Origin of the sequence: Granulicella sp. L56 (genome assembly GCF_009765835.1) — a bacterium.
Taxonomy (GTDB): Bacteria; Acidobacteriota; Terriglobia; order Terriglobales; family Acidobacteriaceae; genus Edaphobacter.
Map to the genome: position 1 here is coordinate 154526 of NZ_LMUS01000004.1, position 14775 is coordinate 169300.

Consider the following 14775-nt stretch of genomic DNA (forward strand, 5'->3'; position numbering starts at 1 on the left):
CTTATTACTAAAGATAGCTGGATTTTTACAGTATGCCGGGAAGTAATTTATTCGACAAGGATCAAGACGGTGACAGGCCTGGCAGTGCTATCGTTGAGAGACGAAACTGTTATTTAACTAAGGAAATTGAGCATTATGGCTGAGACAGGCACGCTTCGCAAAACGGCACTGAACGCCACGCATCAGGCGGCAAAGGCCAAGATGGTGGACTTCGGCGGATGGGACATGCCGGTGGAGTCTTCGGGCCTGATCGCCGAGCATATGGCGGTACGGACCGCAGTCGGCCTGTTCGATGTCTCGCACATGGGCGATATTCAACTGCGAGGGCCGGGATCGCTGGCTGCCGTGCAGCAGCTTTGCATGAACGATGCCTCGAAGCTGGCGGAAGGGCAGGCGCAATACTCGGCGATGCTTTATCCGAATGGAACCTTTGTCGACGACGTGGTCGTCCATAAGCTATCTGCCAACGACTACCTGATCGTCATCAATGCCGGGACGCGCGAGAAGGATGTGCAATGGGTTCGGCAGACGATTGGACGGATGCCTGGCGTGCACATCAACGACTTCAGCGACTACTACACGCAACTTGCCATACAAGGGCCGCGCGCCGCAGAGACGCTGCAAAAGCTGACCTCGACCGACCTGAGCACGATTAAAAATTACTGGTTTACCTGGGGACAGGTCTGTGGACTGCACAACGTGATGATTGCGCGGACCGGCTATACCGGTGAGGATGGATTCGAGATTTACGTTCCATCGGATGTTCCAACCAGCGAGCGGGTATGGAACGAGATGCTTGCTGCTGGAGCTGAATTCGGCATTCTGCCCTGCGGACTGGGAGCGCGGAACACGCTGCGGCTGGAGTCGGCGATGGCGCTGTATGGGCATGAGATCTCGGACACGATCAATGTGCTGGAGGCTGGTCTGGGGCGCTATGCGAAGCTCGACAAGCCGGAGTTCGTTGGCCGCGATGCGTTGCTGGAGGTTCAGGCTGCCGGTGGCCCCAGGCGCAAGCTGGTTGGGCTGGAGATGATCGAGCGTGGTATTGGGCGGGATGGTTATCAGATATTTTCTTTGGATGGCATCAAGATCGGCGAGATTACCAGCGGATCGCCTGCACCATTTCTGAAGAAAAATATTGCGCTGGCTTATGTGCCTGTGGAATTCGCAGCCCTGGACACGGAAGTTGCGGTGGAGATCCGCGGCCAAAGGGTAAAGGCAAAGGTAGTGCCTACACCTTTTTACAAACGGCCCAGAAAATAACTAAGCCAATCGTAAAAATAGATTTCAAGGAGCCTTATCTTGCAATTTCTGGTTTTGACCCGACGTAAGACAGAGCTATTTCCTGCAGAGGCGTGGACTGCGAAACTGCTGGCGAGTGAATCGCAGCGCGTGCGCGAACTCTATGCGGAGGGCACCGTTCGCAGTATCTGGCGGCGGAAGGACATGCCGGGAGCGGCGATTTTATTGGAGGCAGCGACCGAGGACGAGGCACGTGCCGCCGTCTCGAGCCTGCCCCTGGCCAAGCAGGGAATGCTGGAGATTGCTGCCCTGACCGAGTTGGAGCCTTATCCCGGATTTGGTCCGCGCTAAAACAGCTCGGCGGCACACTTTTTTCAACTCCGTACCCTCTACAATGGAAAGGGAGAAACCCCAAGACATGGCCTATCCTGCGAATTACAAGTACACCAAGGAACATGAGTGGATTGAAGTTGACGGCGCAAAGGGCACCGTCGGCATAACGGACTACGCGCAAAGCTCGCTGGGCGACATCGTCTTCGTCGATCTGCCGAAGGTGGGCGACAAGGTCGAGGCAGGCAAGATCTTCGGCTCGGTGGAATCGGTGAAGGCAGTCTCGGACCTGTACGCTCCGGCGTCGGGCACGGTGACGTCGGTGAACGAAGATCTGGCAAACGCTCCTGAGAAGATCAACGTCGATGCGAACAAGACGTGGATGTTGCGGCTGGATCTGACAGACGGAGCGTCGGCAGATGGCCTACTATCTGCTGCAGACTACGAAAAATTCATCAGCGAAGAGACCGGACACTAACGATGCGCTATCTGCCGAAGTCCCCTGCGGACCGCGAGGAGATGCTTGCCGAGATCGGCGTTGCGTCCATCGACGATCTGTTCTCAAGCATCCCTGCGGAATATCAGCTTAAGCGCGATCTTGCGATTCCCCGGCAGCATGGCGAGTCGGAGATTCTGGATCGCTTCCGTGCCTTTTCTGAAAGCAATGCGACGGGCTATGCCAGCTTTCTTGGTGCGGGCGTGTACCGGCATTACCGCCCCGTCATCATCGACTCGCTGGTGCAGCGCGGCGAATTTTTGACTAGCTACACCCCCTATCAGCCGGAGATTGCACAAGGCACGCTGCAAGCCATGTTCGAGTTCCAGACCATGATCTGCGAGCTGACCGGCATGGAGATCGCCAACGCTTCGATGTACGACGGATCGACCGGCGCAGCCGAGGCTGTGATGATGGCGGTGCGTGTGACCGGACGCGATGGCGCGGTGGTAGCGCGGACCGTGCATCCGGAATATCGCGAGGTGCTGTCGACCTATGCGCAGCATCAGGAGATTCCGGTCACTGAAGTTGGTTATGCGTCGAATGGGCGTGTGGATCTGGAAGCGCTTGATGAGGCGATTACAAGTGATACAGCGTGCGTGCTGATTCAGTCGCCGAACTTCTTCGGCACGATTGAGGATGTCACTGCTATCGCCGAGATCGCGCACAAGAAGGGCGCGCTGCTGATTGTGTCGATTGCCGAGGCAGTGTCGCTGGGCATTGTGAAACCGCCAGTCGAGGCCGATATTGTCTCGCTGGAGGCGCAGTCGCTGGGCGTTGCCGTGGGATATGGCGGCCCATACTGCGGCGTCATTGCGTGCAAGGAAAAGTTTCTGCGCCAGATGCCGGGACGGCTGATCGGCGAGACGAAAGACGTCAACGGCAAGCGCGGGTTCGTACTTACGTTGTCTACGCGCGAGCAGCACATTCGCCGTGAGAAGGCTACGTCGAATATCTGCACCAATCAGGCGTTGGTAGCGCTGATGACGACCATCTTCCTGACTGTCTATGGCAAGCAGGGGATGAAGGAACTGGCAGAACAAAATCTGGCGAAGGCTCACTATGCGCAGACAGCTTTAGGTTCCGGTGCGAAGGTGTTGTTCGATGGTGCGCCGCGCTTTCATGAGTTTGTGCTCGATCTCCCAAAGAGTGCGGAGGCTACGAACGCTGTGCTGCTCGATCAAAAAATTATTGGCGGACTGCCATTGCAGAAGTGGTATCCGGAGCTTGGGCCGAATGCTTCGCTGTGGTGTGCAACCGAATTGACGACGCGAAAACAGATTGACGCTACGGCAACAGTGCTCGCGGGCAAGAAGGCTTAACTGTGGACGTATCAGAAATCATTGGCGAAGAACTTGTAGCGGTGGAGTTTGTGGAGGACTATCTACAGCTCCGTTTTGCCGCGCCTTTGTTCACACTGCACGCATGGCCTCATGTACTATTCCCCGAATTCTCGCTTGCGTATGGAGAGCCGGAGTATCGCAATGCGCTCTGTGCCCAGATCGGGGAGAAGGTGACGACCGCATCGCTTGAAGAGGGCGATGCATTGACGATTGAATTTGAAAACGGCACTGTGTTTGGTCTCTCGTTGCGCGAAGAAGATGTGGATGGGCCAGAGTCGGGGAGCTATTCCGAGACCGGCAGCGCAAGTAATGCGCAGGAGTTTTAGCGATGGCAGATGAAAAATTCGTAGGCACGCCGAAGAAGGCAACAACGCACGTCAATCAGAACGAGGACCTCATCTTTGAGAAGTCTTCCCCTGGCAAGAAGGCCTATCGGCTTGCCGAGCTGGATGTGCCGGCGGTGGACGCTGCTTCCCTGCTGGGTGCGTCGGCGCGGACTGATCTGGGTGTGATGCCGGAGCTGAGCGAGATCGAAATTATTCGCCACTTCACGCGGCTTTCGACGTGGAACTATGCAATCGACCTTGGGATGTATCCGCTGGGGAGCTGCACCATGAAGTACAACCCCCGCGTGAATGAAGCAGTGGCGCGGCTGGAAGGAATTGCAGAGGCGCATCCTTATCAACCGGAATCGCTGTCGCAGGGCTGCCTTGGCATCATGAAGCTGTTGCAGGACTGCCTGATCGAGATCACCGGCATGGACGCGATTACGTTGCAACCGGCCGCGGGCGCGCATGGCGAGTTTACCGGCATTCTGCTGGTCCGGGCTTATCACGAGTCGAAGGGCAATCCTCGGAAGAAGATCCTCATTCCTGATTCGGCGCATGGAACGAACCCTGCTACCGCTGCGGTTTGCGGATATGAAGTTGCCAATCTGAAGTCGAATGCTCAGGGCATGGTCGATATCGCCGAGCTTGAGCGCATGGTCGATGAGGACACTGCGGCGTTGATGCTGACCAATCCTTCGACCATCGGCGTCTTCGAGAGCGAGATTCACAAGATCGCCGACATCCTCCACGCCAAGGGCGCGCTGCTTTATATGGATGGCGCGAACATGAATGCGCTGGTCGGTAAGACGCGACCAGGTGATTTCGGCGTCGATGTGATGCACCTGAATCTGCACAAGACTTTTTCCACGCCGCATGGTGGGGGTGGGCCGGGATCGGGGCCGGTGGCCTGCAAGAAGATTCTGGAGCCGTTCCTGCCGACACCGGTTGTGGTTACTCGCGACAATGGAACTCTGGGGCTGGAGTATGACCGTCCGCAGACTGTCGGGCGGGTGCGAATGTTCTACGGCAACTTCGGAATGTTCGTGCGCGCGCTTGCCTACATTCTTGCCAATGGGCCGGATGGGCTGCGACAGACGACCGAGGATGCGGTACTGAATGCTAACTACATCCGTGCGAAGCTTGAGGGTACGTTCGAGCTGCCCTACAAGACGCCTTCTCTGCATGAGGTTGTCTTCAGCGATAGATTGCAGGCTAAGAATGGCGTGAAGACCGGAGACATGGGCAAACGGCTCATCGACTATGGCTTCCATGCTTACACCGTTTCGTTTCCGATGATCGTCGCAGGCGCAATGATGATCGAGCCGACCGAGAGCGAGTCGCGCGAGGAGCTTGACCTGCTGATTGACGCGCTGAAGCAGATCGCGCGCGAGGCGGAGGAGAATCCCGAGTTGGTGCAGACGGCTCCGCATACGACGCGGGTGCAACGTCTCGACGAGACGACGGCTGCGCGCAAGCCGGTACTACGCTGGAAGGGGCCTGTGGCCTCGTCCCCTTTAGTGGCGGACACTGCCGCGAAGGAGTGGTAGATGTCCATCTTCTACGACCGCCAGCAGGAGCTTGAAAGATACGAGTTTATGATGGGCGAGGCGAGAGGACGGCTGGCCGTCACTCTCGATGCTTTGACCGATGCGCTGATTCTGGTGGGGCAGCACGGAGTCTACTGCGCGAGCACACGGAACCCTGCGGTCCCGGCGCTCGACTTGCAGGCCGTTCTGGCTAATATCACCGGAGCTAAAGAACTGGTCTCTTCGGTTATGGAGAAGTTGCGACTGGAGAAGGAAGCCGCAGAGTAGCTCTTACTCTGCAGTGACGTTGACGAATTCGTCCGTTTTCTCCCATTTGACGTGCAGCTCGGTGCTGTTTCCCTTGGTGTGCTCGAAGGAGATGGACATCTTTTCCTGCGGAGCAGGTAAGGTGTTGCCCTTCATTGGGGTGCGCCCCAGATCCTGATTCTCGTTATAGACAGTTCCCCACTGGCCGGTCTGCTTGTTGACGATGAGCAGCCACTGATCCGCGTTGGGCAGGGTGTAGATGGTGTAGGTTCCGGCAGGAACGTCGAGGGTTCCGATCTTCAGATTGGCTTTGGTGATGAGGGTTGTTGCGGGATTGGCACCGGTACGCCAGACCTTGCCGTAGGGAACAAGCTCTCCCATAATCTTGCGGCCACGCATCAAGGGGGTGTTGTAGTGGATGACGATCTGCTTGCCGTTGAGAGTAACTTTGGCGATGGCGGCTGGGCTGGCCAGCGGCTTGGCGGAATCCGGCGCTGGCATATCGTTCATGCGATCCGGCATTTGAGCGGTGAGGCTGGCGGTAGCAAGTAGGGCCGTACAAGCCAGGGTTGCGATCGAGCGGAAGAACATAATTTATCTCTCTTTCCCGGATTTCCGGAGGGTGGTTCGATGTTGTACCGCGGCGGCGAGGCTGTCAACCGGCGCAACGATCATGCTACGCTAGAGGAACGCACCCGTAGCTCAGCTGGATAGAGCGGCAGCCTCCGAAGCTGTAGGTCAGAAGTTCGAATCTTCTCGGGTGCACCACTTCTACTTTCCTCTCCCATCGCTATTTCGGACGAGCTACAGCACACGAACTCGTCTGCTTCAACCGGTTCGTCAGTTCGCGGGAGCCCGGGTTGTACTTGAGCGCTGTTTCAATCGTGGAGCGTGCTGCAGTTCCGTCGCCCAGCAAGCATTCGACGGCAGCCAGATTCATGGCAAGTCCCAGTGAATCCTGATTACGGTTGAAGACCGGCTGCAGCAGTCCGAGCGCGCCTTGCAGGTCTCCTGTCTTCGCTTCAAGCACCGCGAGATCCGATGCCGCGGTCTGGTCGGTCGGGCTTAGCTTCAGTACGTTGCGGAAGAGCGACCCGGCAAGCTGCGTATCCCCGCTCATTCCTGCGAGCAGGCCCAGCGACCGCAACACTTGTACATCGTCAGGATCATTCTGATGGGCCGCGGTCAACATCGTGTAGGCCCGCTCGCGGTCGTCTGTGTGTCCTTCCATCGCGGCCGCGTAATATGCCAGAGCCGTATCTCGCGGCGTTGCGGAGGGAGAGAAGATGGGCACCAGGTTATCGGGGTGGGCAGGATTGACATCCGCTAAATCCATCTTCGGCTGTCGCAAAATGCGATGGTCCGTCCATGCCACATGCGGAATATTTTGAGCTTTGCTGCGCGGCATATGGCAGCTAGTGCAATCCAGGTTCTCGGGATGATGCTCCTTCACAAAGGCAGCCTGGTTGTGGCAGGCAAGACACTTGCCGCGATAAAACGCGGCGCGCTCGGCAGCCAGAGGAGTGTAGTGCGGATCATGGCAGTTGGTGCAGGACATCTTGCTGCCACTCGCGCGCTTGCACATGCTGGTGTCGAACTGCTCTACCTCGCTGACTCCGCGGGCGGTTGCGCCAGCGCTTGCGTAGACGAAGTATGAGAGATAACGGGAGATAGGCTCGCCGGGCTTAAAATCGACTACGGAGCGTCCTTTTTTTTCTACGGAGACATCGCCCTCAAGGTGACAGCTCATGCAGATGGAGTCGCGGCGGTCGGCATCGAGCTTGGCTGGATTGAGAACAGCCATCTTGCCGGCGCTCAGCACATGGGCTTTCGTGTCCCCATGGCAGCTCTCGCAGGTAATGCCGCCGTAGAGAAACGGCTCTTCGGAGTAGTGGTTCTCGCTACCAGGATCGCTGTGCCGGACACCGCTCATGTGGCAGCGCAGACACCCTGCTTCCATTGGAATCGCTGACGGCATCTCGCGCAGACCGTCAAAGCCCGGCTTCATGTCATAGCCGTTTGCGCTGGTGTAGTACGCCACCGGAGACTCCAGCAGATACTTGTCGAGCGAGTAAAGATAGGTGATGCCTAAATGTCCCGAGCCTAAAAAGTAGTCGAGCCTCATGCGGCCCTTTGCCGGAGGACTCTGCGGGTCATCGTAGTCCAGCCATGCGGCGCTGTCTTCCGCATGGATGCGATATTTCGTGCCGGAAGTTACGCTGGTGAAGTCGCCCGGGATCAGGTGATCCATCGCCGAACCACTCGCATTTGCCATCGGCGTACCGAGGTACTTGTTGAATATCTCGGCGTGGCACTTGGCACAGACCGCATCAGCCTGCTTCACAGGCACCGCTGCCTGCAAAACCTGATGCAACATTCCAGATAGAAAAATCAGCCATAGCGACCGAGTCATCCACAATCGAGCCGAATGTTTTGCCGTGCTCTTTGCTCGTAGCCAGCCTCTCACGCCATCCTCGCGCAGCCCATATCAACCTCTCCATACTAACCGCAAGTTGATCGGCTCTCCGCAATGAGAGGCGGCTAATGAAGCTGGTCTGGTATGACGGCGTATTGGATCAGGAGTTCGAAGGGAACAATCTTCAGGGTGTTCTCGTGAGTGGCTTCGAGGACGACAGGACAGGCTGCTCCTGCCTGCTGCACCTGGAGCCAGCGGGCGGCACAGACACACCAGCGGTCGCCCGGCTTGAGGCCGCTGAAGCCATACTGCGGCATCGGCGTAGAAAGGTCGTTTCCCAGCGCTCTACTGGCAGACAAGAAGCTTTCGTCGACGACACAGCAGATCGTGTGAACGCCGAGGTCGGCAGGGCCGGTGTTGCAGCAGCCGTCGCGGAAGAAGCCGGTCATAGGGTTGCAGCCACAGACCGCGAGCGGTTGACCGAGAACATTTTTTCCAGCAGATTTTGCAGATTCCATTTCGAGCATGAGTTCCTTAGAGGCTTTCGAGGACAGACTGGATGCGATCGAGCGCCCAGAGGAGGTCTTTCTCTTCGATGATAAGTGGCGGAGCGAGGCGGATGACATTGTCATGCGTCTCCTTAGCCAGAATGCCTTCGCGCATGAGCGCCTCGCAGACAGGGCGGGCGGGGCCGTCGAGCTCGATGGCCGCCCAGAGGCCGCGTCCACGAATCTCGCGGATATGCGGGCTGGAGATCTGGCGCAGACGCTTAAACATAAGTTTGCCGAGTTCAGCGGAACGTCCGGCGAGATCTTCTTCGACGATGACCCGAAGCGAGGCGCGAGCTACGGCGCAGGCAAGCGGATTGCCGCCGAAGGTGCTGCCGTGGTCGCCCGGGTGCAGCAGACCGAGAACTTCGCGTGAGCTGAGGACGGCGGAGACAGGATAGAAGCCTCCCGCGAGCGCCTTGCCAACGATGAGCATGTCGGGCTTGATGTCCTCGTGCTCGTAGGCGAAGAGCTTGCCAGTGCGGCCAAGACCGGACTGAATCTCATCGGCGATCAGCAGGACGCGATTCTGTTGGCAGATGGCTGCGGCCTCTTTGAGGAAGCCATCAGGCGGCATCAGGATGCCGGCCTCGCCCTGAATTGGCTCGACGAGGAAGGCGGCGGTGTTAGGCGTGATGGCGGCGCGCAGGGCGGCGGCATCGCCGAAGGGAATGATCTTGAAGCCGGGCAGGAAGGGGCCGAAGCCGTCGCGATATTGCGCGTCGGTGGAGAAGCTGACGATGGAGATGGTGCGGCCATGAAAGTTGTTGGCGCAGACGATGATCTCGGCTTGATTGTCAGGCACGCCCTTAACTTTGTAGGCCCACTTGCGTGCGAGCTTCAGGGCGGACTCGACGGCCTCTGTACCGGAGTTCATCGGCAGCGTCATGTCGAAGCCGGTGAGGTCGTGAATCTCCTTGTAGAAAAGCGGGAGCTGGTCGTTGCGGAAGGCGCGCGAGGTGAGGGTGACGCGCTGCGCCTGCTCCAGCATGGCGGCGAGGATACGCGGGTGGCAGTGCCCTTGATTGACGGCGGAGTAGGCCGCGAGGAAGTCAAGGTAGCGGCGGCCCTCGACGTCGTAGACCCAGACGCCCTGGGCACGCTCAACGACAACATCGAGCGGCTTGTAATTTTTGGTGCCGTACTGGTCTTCGAGCCGGATGTATTCGGCGGTGGGAAGTTTCTGCTGCTCGCTCTGAGTGTCGTGCTGGAGGGTGCTGGCTGCCATGACTTTCGCCTTTTTTGTGTCTGGTATCTCCCTATTATTTCACGCGGAGCGCGGATGGCGCTGTAACCGGACAATCCATCCGCCGGGAATTGCCTTATCGCCACGTTGGACAGCTATCAGAAAAGCTAGACTGTATCGCGGCTAAACCTCAGTGGCTGACCAGAATGCCGGGCAATGGCTGGCCTGCGGCGGGCGTCTGCTTGTTCCAATCTTTGCCGACTAGCTTGGCCACGGTGGCGGCAATCTGGCTCTGGGTAACGGGGCTGCCGCCGGAGACTTCTCCGTTGTGCGGAATGCCGGGGCCCATGGCGGCGATGAAGATGTACTTCGAGGCAGGAATCTTCTGGCCGTGGCTCTTCCACTCCACCGGCGCATCGCCTCGGCCGTGGTCGGTGAGCAGGATCAGTGTGGTGTGATCGCGATAGTCGGGATTGGATTGCACGAACTCCCACAGGCGTTGCAGGTACTGATCGACGCGATTGGCAGCTTCGAGGTAGCGGCCGTAGCTGCCTGCGTGAGCCAATTCATCGGTGTCGCCGAGAGAGAGATAAAACAGCCGTGGGTGTTTCGCCTCGATATATTCGAGCGAGGTGTAAAAGGTCGATGCGTCGAAGGTCTCGTCGTCCCAGAGGCGCGGCGTCTCTGCTTTGAGATGGTTGAGCAGGTCGAGTCGGGGCGTGATGGGGATGGAGGTCAGCGGATCGAAGCCTGCATTGTCGGTAAAGCCGCAGCGCTCCCGGTTGAAGGCGTCAGCGATTACGCTCCATGCACCAAAGGCGGCTGTCTTGCCGGTGAGGCCGGGCTGCTTGTTCAGCCACTCGAAGACGGTGACATTGGGATTGGGGGTTGGGTCGTTGGAGTTGATGCGCGGGTCGGCGTGGCCTGTCAGGGTTTCGTTGTAGCCGGGGTAGGAAAAGTTGAAGCCGTTGGTGACGTGCGCGTCAGAGTCCTTGTCGCGGTTGCCGTAGATCTCGCCTTCGGGGACGATGTGGCTCCAGAGAAACGGCATCAACGCGGCGCGGGCCTGCTGCGGAGTCGAGCGCACATATTGGCGGACGAGTGAGTCGATGGAGAGATTGTCGTTGTTGGCCTTGGTCAGCAGCGATGGGTCAGCACCCCGGAAGACTTCCTGCCAGCGCAGACCGTCCGTCATCACCAGAAGGACGTGTTCGTTAGCGGGATCGGCTGGTCGGGCGGTGGTCTGCGCCCGCAACGGTGTTACTGCTGCGGACGCGCCAACGATGGCAAAAAAGACAGAGAGTTTCTTCAGGCAAAACTTCATGCCGCCATGCTAGATCAGCTTTCGCTGAAATGAACATGTTTCGAAGTTTTAATTCAAGCGGCGTTTGGCTGCGTCTACTTTGCGGCCATTTGAAGCTGCTGCTGGTATTCCTCGTAGGGGCCCTTGTGGTCGGTGATGCGGAAGTTGTCGGGGCCGCCCTCGAAGTGCCAGATGCGGGTTCCGGCCTCTTCGATGAGATCCTGGTCGTGAGTGACGAGGAAGACGGTTCCTTCGTACTTCTGAATCGCCTGGTTGAGCGCGTTGATGCTCTCGAGGTCAAGGTGATTGGTGGGCTCGTCAAGGACGAGGATGTTGGGCTTCTGCAACATGATCTTGCAGAAGAGCAGCCGCGCCGCCTCACCACCGGATAGTGCGTCCGTCTTCTTGAGGCCTTCTTCGCCCTTGAAGAGCATCTGGCCGAGGATGCCACGGATGTCTTCCTTGGTGGCCGATGGGTCAAACTGGTGCAGCCAGTCGCTGGCCGTCATGCCCAGCTCGATCGAGCCCTTGTGGTCCTGCGCGAAGTAGCCGATGGAGACTTCGTGGCCCCACTTGACTAAGCCGGAGTCGATGGAGACGTCCTTCTCTTCGACGCCGGGGCCGTTGGCCAGCAGGGCTTTGAGGAGCGTGGTCTTGCCTTGCCCGTTGCGGCCCATGAGGATGACCTTGTCGCCTCGGGTAACAGCGGCGGAGAAGTTATTAATGACGTGCTCGACCTTGCCGTCCTTCTGCTCGTAGGTCTTGTTGACCTTCTCGAACTCAAGGACGTTCTTTCCCGAGGGGCGTTCCATCTTGAAGCTGATGAAGGGGCGCGCGATGTTGGAGCGCGCGAGTTCGCTGGTGGCGAGGCGCTCGACTTCCTTTTTGCGGGAGTTGACCTGCGAGCTGCGCGTACCGGCGCTGAAGCGGGCGATGAAGTCGTTGAGCTGGGCGATCTTCTTTTCGCGCTGCTCGTTCTGGCTCTCGATGCGGGTGCGGACGCTGGTCTTCTGGAAGACCATGTCGTCGTAGCCGCCGTTGTAGGTGATGATGGTCTCGTAGTCGATGTCGGCGATATGGGTGCAAACGTTGTTGAGGAAGTGCCGATCGTGCGAGATGGTGATGACGGTGCCGTTATAGCGGAGGAGGAAGTCCTCGAGCCAGTGGATCGATTCGAGGTCGAGATAGTTCGTCGGCTCGTCGAGCAGCAGCGCCTGCGGATTGCCGAAGAGTGCCTGCGCCAGCAGCACACGTACCTTCTGACCGCCCTGCAGCTCGGACATATGGCGCTCGTGCAGTTCGTCGGGGATATCGAGCCCTTGCAGCAGCACAGCGGCGTTGGACTCGGCCTCGTAGCCGTCCTCGTCACCGACGATGCCTTCGAGTTCTCCAAGACGTGAACCGTCTTCATCGGTCATCTCGGGTTTGGCATAGATCACTTCGCGCTCTTCAAGCGCAGCCCACAGGGCCTTGTTCCCCATGATGACGGTGTCAATGACGCGGTAGGCGTCGAAGGCGTACTGGTCCTGCGAGAGAACACCGATTTTTTTGGGGCGGACGACGTTGCCCTTCTGGGCGTCGATCTCGCCGGTGAGCACCTTCATAAAGGTGGATTTGCCGGCCCCGTTGGGACCGGTGAGGCCGTAGCGGCGGCCCTGGGTGAAGGTGACGGAGACATCCTCGAAGAGCAGCTTCGAGCCGTAGCGCATGGTGACATTGGAGACTGAGATCATGGGATTCCTTCTATTTTACAGGGCTTTGCGTTGCGGCGCCGATCAAGAAGTCAATGCACGAGCAACGCATGGCAAACGCCATCGTAAAAATAGGAGCAAGCGTGGAAACGAGCCATCCATAAACCCCGGTGAGTCCAGGCTGCGGATGCGCAGGACGAAGCTCTAGTCCTTTTCGACGATAGCTGAGAGTTCGCTGAAGCCGGCTATATTTTCGGACATGACTTTAGCGAAAGTATTGTCCAACTACAGAAATTAAAACGCTGCTCCCCCTCTGCGGCTGGTTGGCACGCAGAGAGGAAGCGCGATCGGGTTTCGTTTATTGGCCGCGACGAGCTGGACCAGAGCGGCTGCTACCGGGGCGGCTGCTGGGACGGCTGCCTGCGCCGGGCCCGCGACCTCCAGAGCTGCGTCCACCGGAGAATCCGCCGCCGCCACTCTTGCCGCGGCTGCGGAAGCCACCACCGCCGCTTCCCTTCGCCGCCTTGTAGGGGCTGGGGCTTGCGGCCATCGGGGTAACAGGATCGTTGCCGCGCCAGGAACGGCTTTCGAGCTGCATCAAATTCTGTCCCTGAGCTGTTGTGTCGAGGGGTTGATTGCGCAGTTCCTTCTCAAGATTCTTATCGGCTTCGCGCCACTCGAACTTTATCTTCAGCTCACGCTCCAGCTTGCGGGCGTCGTGCTTTTCCTGAGGCATGACGAAGGTGGTCGCAACCCCCTTCTTGCCAGCGCGACCGGTGCGGCCGATGCGGTGAACAAAGTCCTCGGAGGCATTGGGCAGATCGTAGTTCACGACGTGAGCAATGTCCTGCACGTCGATGCCGCGCGCCGCAACGTCGGTGGCGACAAGAACGCGGTGCTTGCCGTTCTGGAAACCCTTCAGAGCCGCCGTACGCTGCGACTGGCTACGGTCTCCGTGAATGACGTCGGAGTCGTGGCCCAGCCTCTCCAGCTTCTTCGAGATGCGATCGGCTCCATGCTTGGTGCGCGAGAAGACGAGGAAGGTTCCCTCCTCTTCGCGCAGCATCTGGTCGAGCAGGCCCAGCTTCTGGTCCTGCATGACGGTGTAGACGCGAAGCTCTACACGATCAGAGGGCTTCGAGGTCTGGCCGATCTCGATGCGGACCGGCTTGTTGACGTAGTCGCGAACGATCTCGCGGATATTGGCGTCGAGCGTGGCCGAGTAGCACATCGTCTGCCGGGTCTTCGGTACCGCGCCGACGATGCGGCGGATGGCGGGCAGAAAGCCCATGTCCAACATGCGGTCCACTTCGTCGAGCACAAGCATCTCGACGGCGTTGATGTTGATCTCGCGACGGCGCAGGAAGTCTTCGAGCCGTCCCGGCGTGGCCACAACCAGGCGCGGGCCGCGGTCGAGTTGGTCAAGCTGGTTGTTCTCCGACAGGCCGCCACAGACCAGCACAGCATCGTTCTTCGAGCCGGGAACCAGCTTCCAATAGGCTTCGAGCACCTGCATCGCAAGCTCGCGGGTGGGCAGCAAAATCAGGGCGCGAATCGGACCGCGCTTGCCTTTTGTGCTGGGTACAGAGTTTGCATCCATGCGCTCGATCATCGGGATCAGGAAGCTGAGCGTCTTGCCCGTGCCGGTCGAGGCGGTGGCAAGGATGTCTGCGCCTTCGAGCGCTGGCGGAATAGCCTTGGCCTGAACCGGAGTGGGAATGCTAAAGCCAGCATTGCTTAGACGGTTTTTGAGGGAGTCAGAGATGTTGAAGTCGGTGAAGCGAACATCGTTGGTGAGGGGAAGGCTGGTCGAGTTTACGCTGGCGCTAACTTCAGCCTGGGGTATAAGTGCTTGTGGTTCAAGAGTTGCGGTAGTCAAGAATTATCCTTTAAGGAGTTGGAGAGATCGACGAATGGATGCAGGGGTGCCGAAGCACCATGGATTCTGATATCAGCATTGCTGTCGGTTATCGAAGCGCTGCTGCTGCACGGCGAGACCTGTCCTGTGACGGGCCTTCCAGCCAGAGCAACCAGCGCGGCTTCCGATTTTTTGAAGGAAGATAAGCGGTGGGGAGAGGCGAATCGCAGTCTCTGGCCA

At 58.6% G+C, this 14775-nt stretch carries 14 protein-coding genes and 1 tRNA gene; 8 read left to right on the forward strand and 7 right to left on the reverse strand.

Translation table 11 applies throughout. The features are described from left to right. Positions 1-135 precede the first annotated feature (135 nt). The 7 genes from gcvT (at position 136) to GSQ81_RS07580 (ending at position 5554) form a co-directional block, all read left to right on the forward strand. Entirely contained in the window at positions 136-1263 is a 1128-nt protein-coding gene (gene gcvT / locus GSQ81_RS07550; protein WP_158910165.1) for a glycine cleavage system aminomethyltransferase GcvT, read from the forward strand. A 39-nt stretch (positions 1264-1302) separates the two neighbouring features. Further along, positions 1303-1593, forward strand: coding sequence for a muconolactone Delta-isomerase family protein (locus tag GSQ81_RS07555; RefSeq protein ID WP_158910166.1), 291 nt, complete (start codon positions 1303-1305; stop codon positions 1591-1593). Positions 1594-1660: 67 nt separating this feature from the next. Continuing rightward, positions 1661-2050 carry a glycine cleavage system protein GcvH gene (gcvH, locus tag GSQ81_RS07560; protein ID WP_158910167.1) on the forward strand — a complete coding sequence of 130 codons (390 nt, stop codon included), beginning with the start codon at positions 1661-1663 and terminating at the stop codon, positions 2048-2050. 2 nt (positions 2051-2052) lie between these two features. After that, a complete protein-coding gene (gcvPA, locus tag GSQ81_RS07565; RefSeq protein ID WP_158910168.1) occupies positions 2053-3390 on the forward strand; it encodes an aminomethyl-transferring glycine dehydrogenase subunit GcvPA in 1338 nt (445 codons plus the stop codon). A gap of 2 nt (positions 3391-3392) precedes the next feature. Continuing rightward, the gene (locus GSQ81_RS07570; RefSeq protein ID WP_158910169.1) at positions 3393-3737 is read left to right on the forward strand and encodes a hypothetical protein; all 345 of its coding nucleotides are present in this window, start codon (positions 3393-3395) and stop codon (positions 3735-3737) included. A gap of 2 nt (positions 3738-3739) precedes the next feature. After that, complete coding sequence (gene gcvPB / locus GSQ81_RS07575) at positions 3740-5287, forward strand: aminomethyl-transferring glycine dehydrogenase subunit GcvPB (RefSeq protein WP_158910170.1); 1548 nt, start codon at positions 3740-3742, stop codon at positions 5285-5287. Beyond that, positions 5288-5554 (forward strand): hypothetical protein, encoded by a 267-nt coding sequence (locus tag GSQ81_RS07580; protein WP_158910171.1) that lies wholly within the window; start codon positions 5288-5290, stop codon positions 5552-5554. A 3-nt stretch (positions 5555-5557) separates the two neighbouring features. Here GSQ81_RS07580 and GSQ81_RS07585 read toward each other — a convergent pair whose 3' ends face one another. Next, on the reverse strand, positions 5558-6124 hold the full coding sequence (locus tag GSQ81_RS07585) for a DUF2911 domain-containing protein (protein WP_158910172.1): 567 nt from the start codon (positions 6122-6124) through the stop codon (positions 5558-5560). A gap of 100 nt (positions 6125-6224) precedes the next feature. Here GSQ81_RS07585 and GSQ81_RS07590 point away from each other — a divergent pair. After that, a tRNA-Arg gene (locus GSQ81_RS07590) sits at positions 6225-6301 on the forward strand. Positions 6302-6323: 22 nt separating this feature from the next. Here GSQ81_RS07590 and GSQ81_RS07595 read toward each other — a convergent pair. From GSQ81_RS07595 to GSQ81_RS07620, 6 genes are all read right to left on the reverse strand, one after another. Then, positions 6324-7910: a tetratricopeptide repeat protein gene (locus GSQ81_RS07595; RefSeq protein WP_158910173.1), complete on the reverse strand. Its 1587-nt coding sequence runs from the start codon at positions 7908-7910 to the stop codon at positions 6324-6326. 164 nt (positions 7911-8074) lie between these two features. Beyond that, the gene (locus GSQ81_RS07600) at positions 8075-8467 is read right to left on the reverse strand and encodes a DUF2237 family protein (protein WP_254060067.1); all 393 of its coding nucleotides are present in this window, start codon (positions 8465-8467) and stop codon (positions 8075-8077) included. A gap of 16 nt (positions 8468-8483) precedes the next feature. Continuing rightward, positions 8484-9725: an ornithine--oxo-acid transaminase gene (rocD, locus tag GSQ81_RS07605; RefSeq protein ID WP_158910175.1), complete on the reverse strand. Its 1242-nt coding sequence runs from the start codon at positions 9723-9725 to the stop codon at positions 8484-8486. Positions 9726-9873: 148 nt separating this feature from the next. Then, positions 9874-11007 carry an alkaline phosphatase family protein gene (locus GSQ81_RS07610; RefSeq protein WP_158910176.1) on the reverse strand — a complete coding sequence of 378 codons (1134 nt, stop codon included), beginning with the start codon at positions 11005-11007 and terminating at the stop codon, positions 9874-9876. Positions 11008-11081: 74 nt separating this feature from the next. Then, entirely contained in the window at positions 11082-12719 is a 1638-nt protein-coding gene (locus tag GSQ81_RS07615) for an ABC-F family ATP-binding cassette domain-containing protein (RefSeq protein ID WP_158910177.1), read from the reverse strand. A 316-nt stretch (positions 12720-13035) separates the two neighbouring features. Then, positions 13036-14556 (reverse strand): DEAD/DEAH box helicase, encoded by a 1521-nt coding sequence (locus tag GSQ81_RS07620; protein ID WP_158910178.1) that lies wholly within the window; start codon positions 14554-14556, stop codon positions 13036-13038. Positions 14557-14775 lie beyond the last annotated feature (219 nt).

Bases quoted from the DNA above. Each gene is read 5' to 3' on its own strand.
- gcvT (WP_158910165.1), top strand. From the start codon at position 136: ATGGCTGAGACAGGCACGCTTCGCAAAACGGCACTGAACGCCACGCAT.
- gcvH (WP_158910167.1), top strand. From the start codon at position 1,661: ATGGCCTATCCTGCGAATTACAAGTACACCAAGGAACATGAGTGGATT.
- gcvPA (WP_158910168.1), top strand. From the start codon at position 2,053: ATGCGCTATCTGCCGAAGTCCCCTGCGGACCGCGAGGAGATGCTTGCC.
- gcvPB (WP_158910170.1), top strand. From the start codon at position 3,740: ATGGCAGATGAAAAATTCGTAGGCACGCCGAAGAAGGCAACAACGCAC.
- GSQ81_RS07580 (WP_158910171.1), top strand. From the start codon at position 5,288: ATGTCCATCTTCTACGACCGCCAGCAGGAGCTTGAAAGATACGAGTTT.
- GSQ81_RS07585 (WP_158910172.1), bottom strand. From the start codon at position 6,124: ATGTTCTTCCGCTCGATCGCAACCCTGGCTTGTACGGCCCTACTTGCT.
- GSQ81_RS07595 (WP_158910173.1), bottom strand. From the start codon at position 7,910: ATGTTGCATCAGGTTTTGCAGGCAGCGGTGCCTGTGAAGCAGGCTGAT.
- GSQ81_RS07600 (WP_254060067.1), bottom strand. From the start codon at position 8,467: ATGGAATCTGCAAAATCTGCTGGAAAAAATGTTCTCGGTCAACCGCTC.
- rocD (WP_158910175.1), bottom strand. From the start codon at position 9,725: ATGGCAGCCAGCACCCTCCAGCACGACACTCAGAGCGAGCAGCAGAAA.
- GSQ81_RS07610 (WP_158910176.1), bottom strand. From the start codon at position 11,007: ATGAAGTTTTGCCTGAAGAAACTCTCTGTCTTTTTTGCCATCGTTGGC.
- GSQ81_RS07615 (WP_158910177.1), bottom strand. From the start codon at position 12,719: ATGATCTCAGTCTCCAATGTCACCATGCGCTACGGCTCGAAGCTGCTC.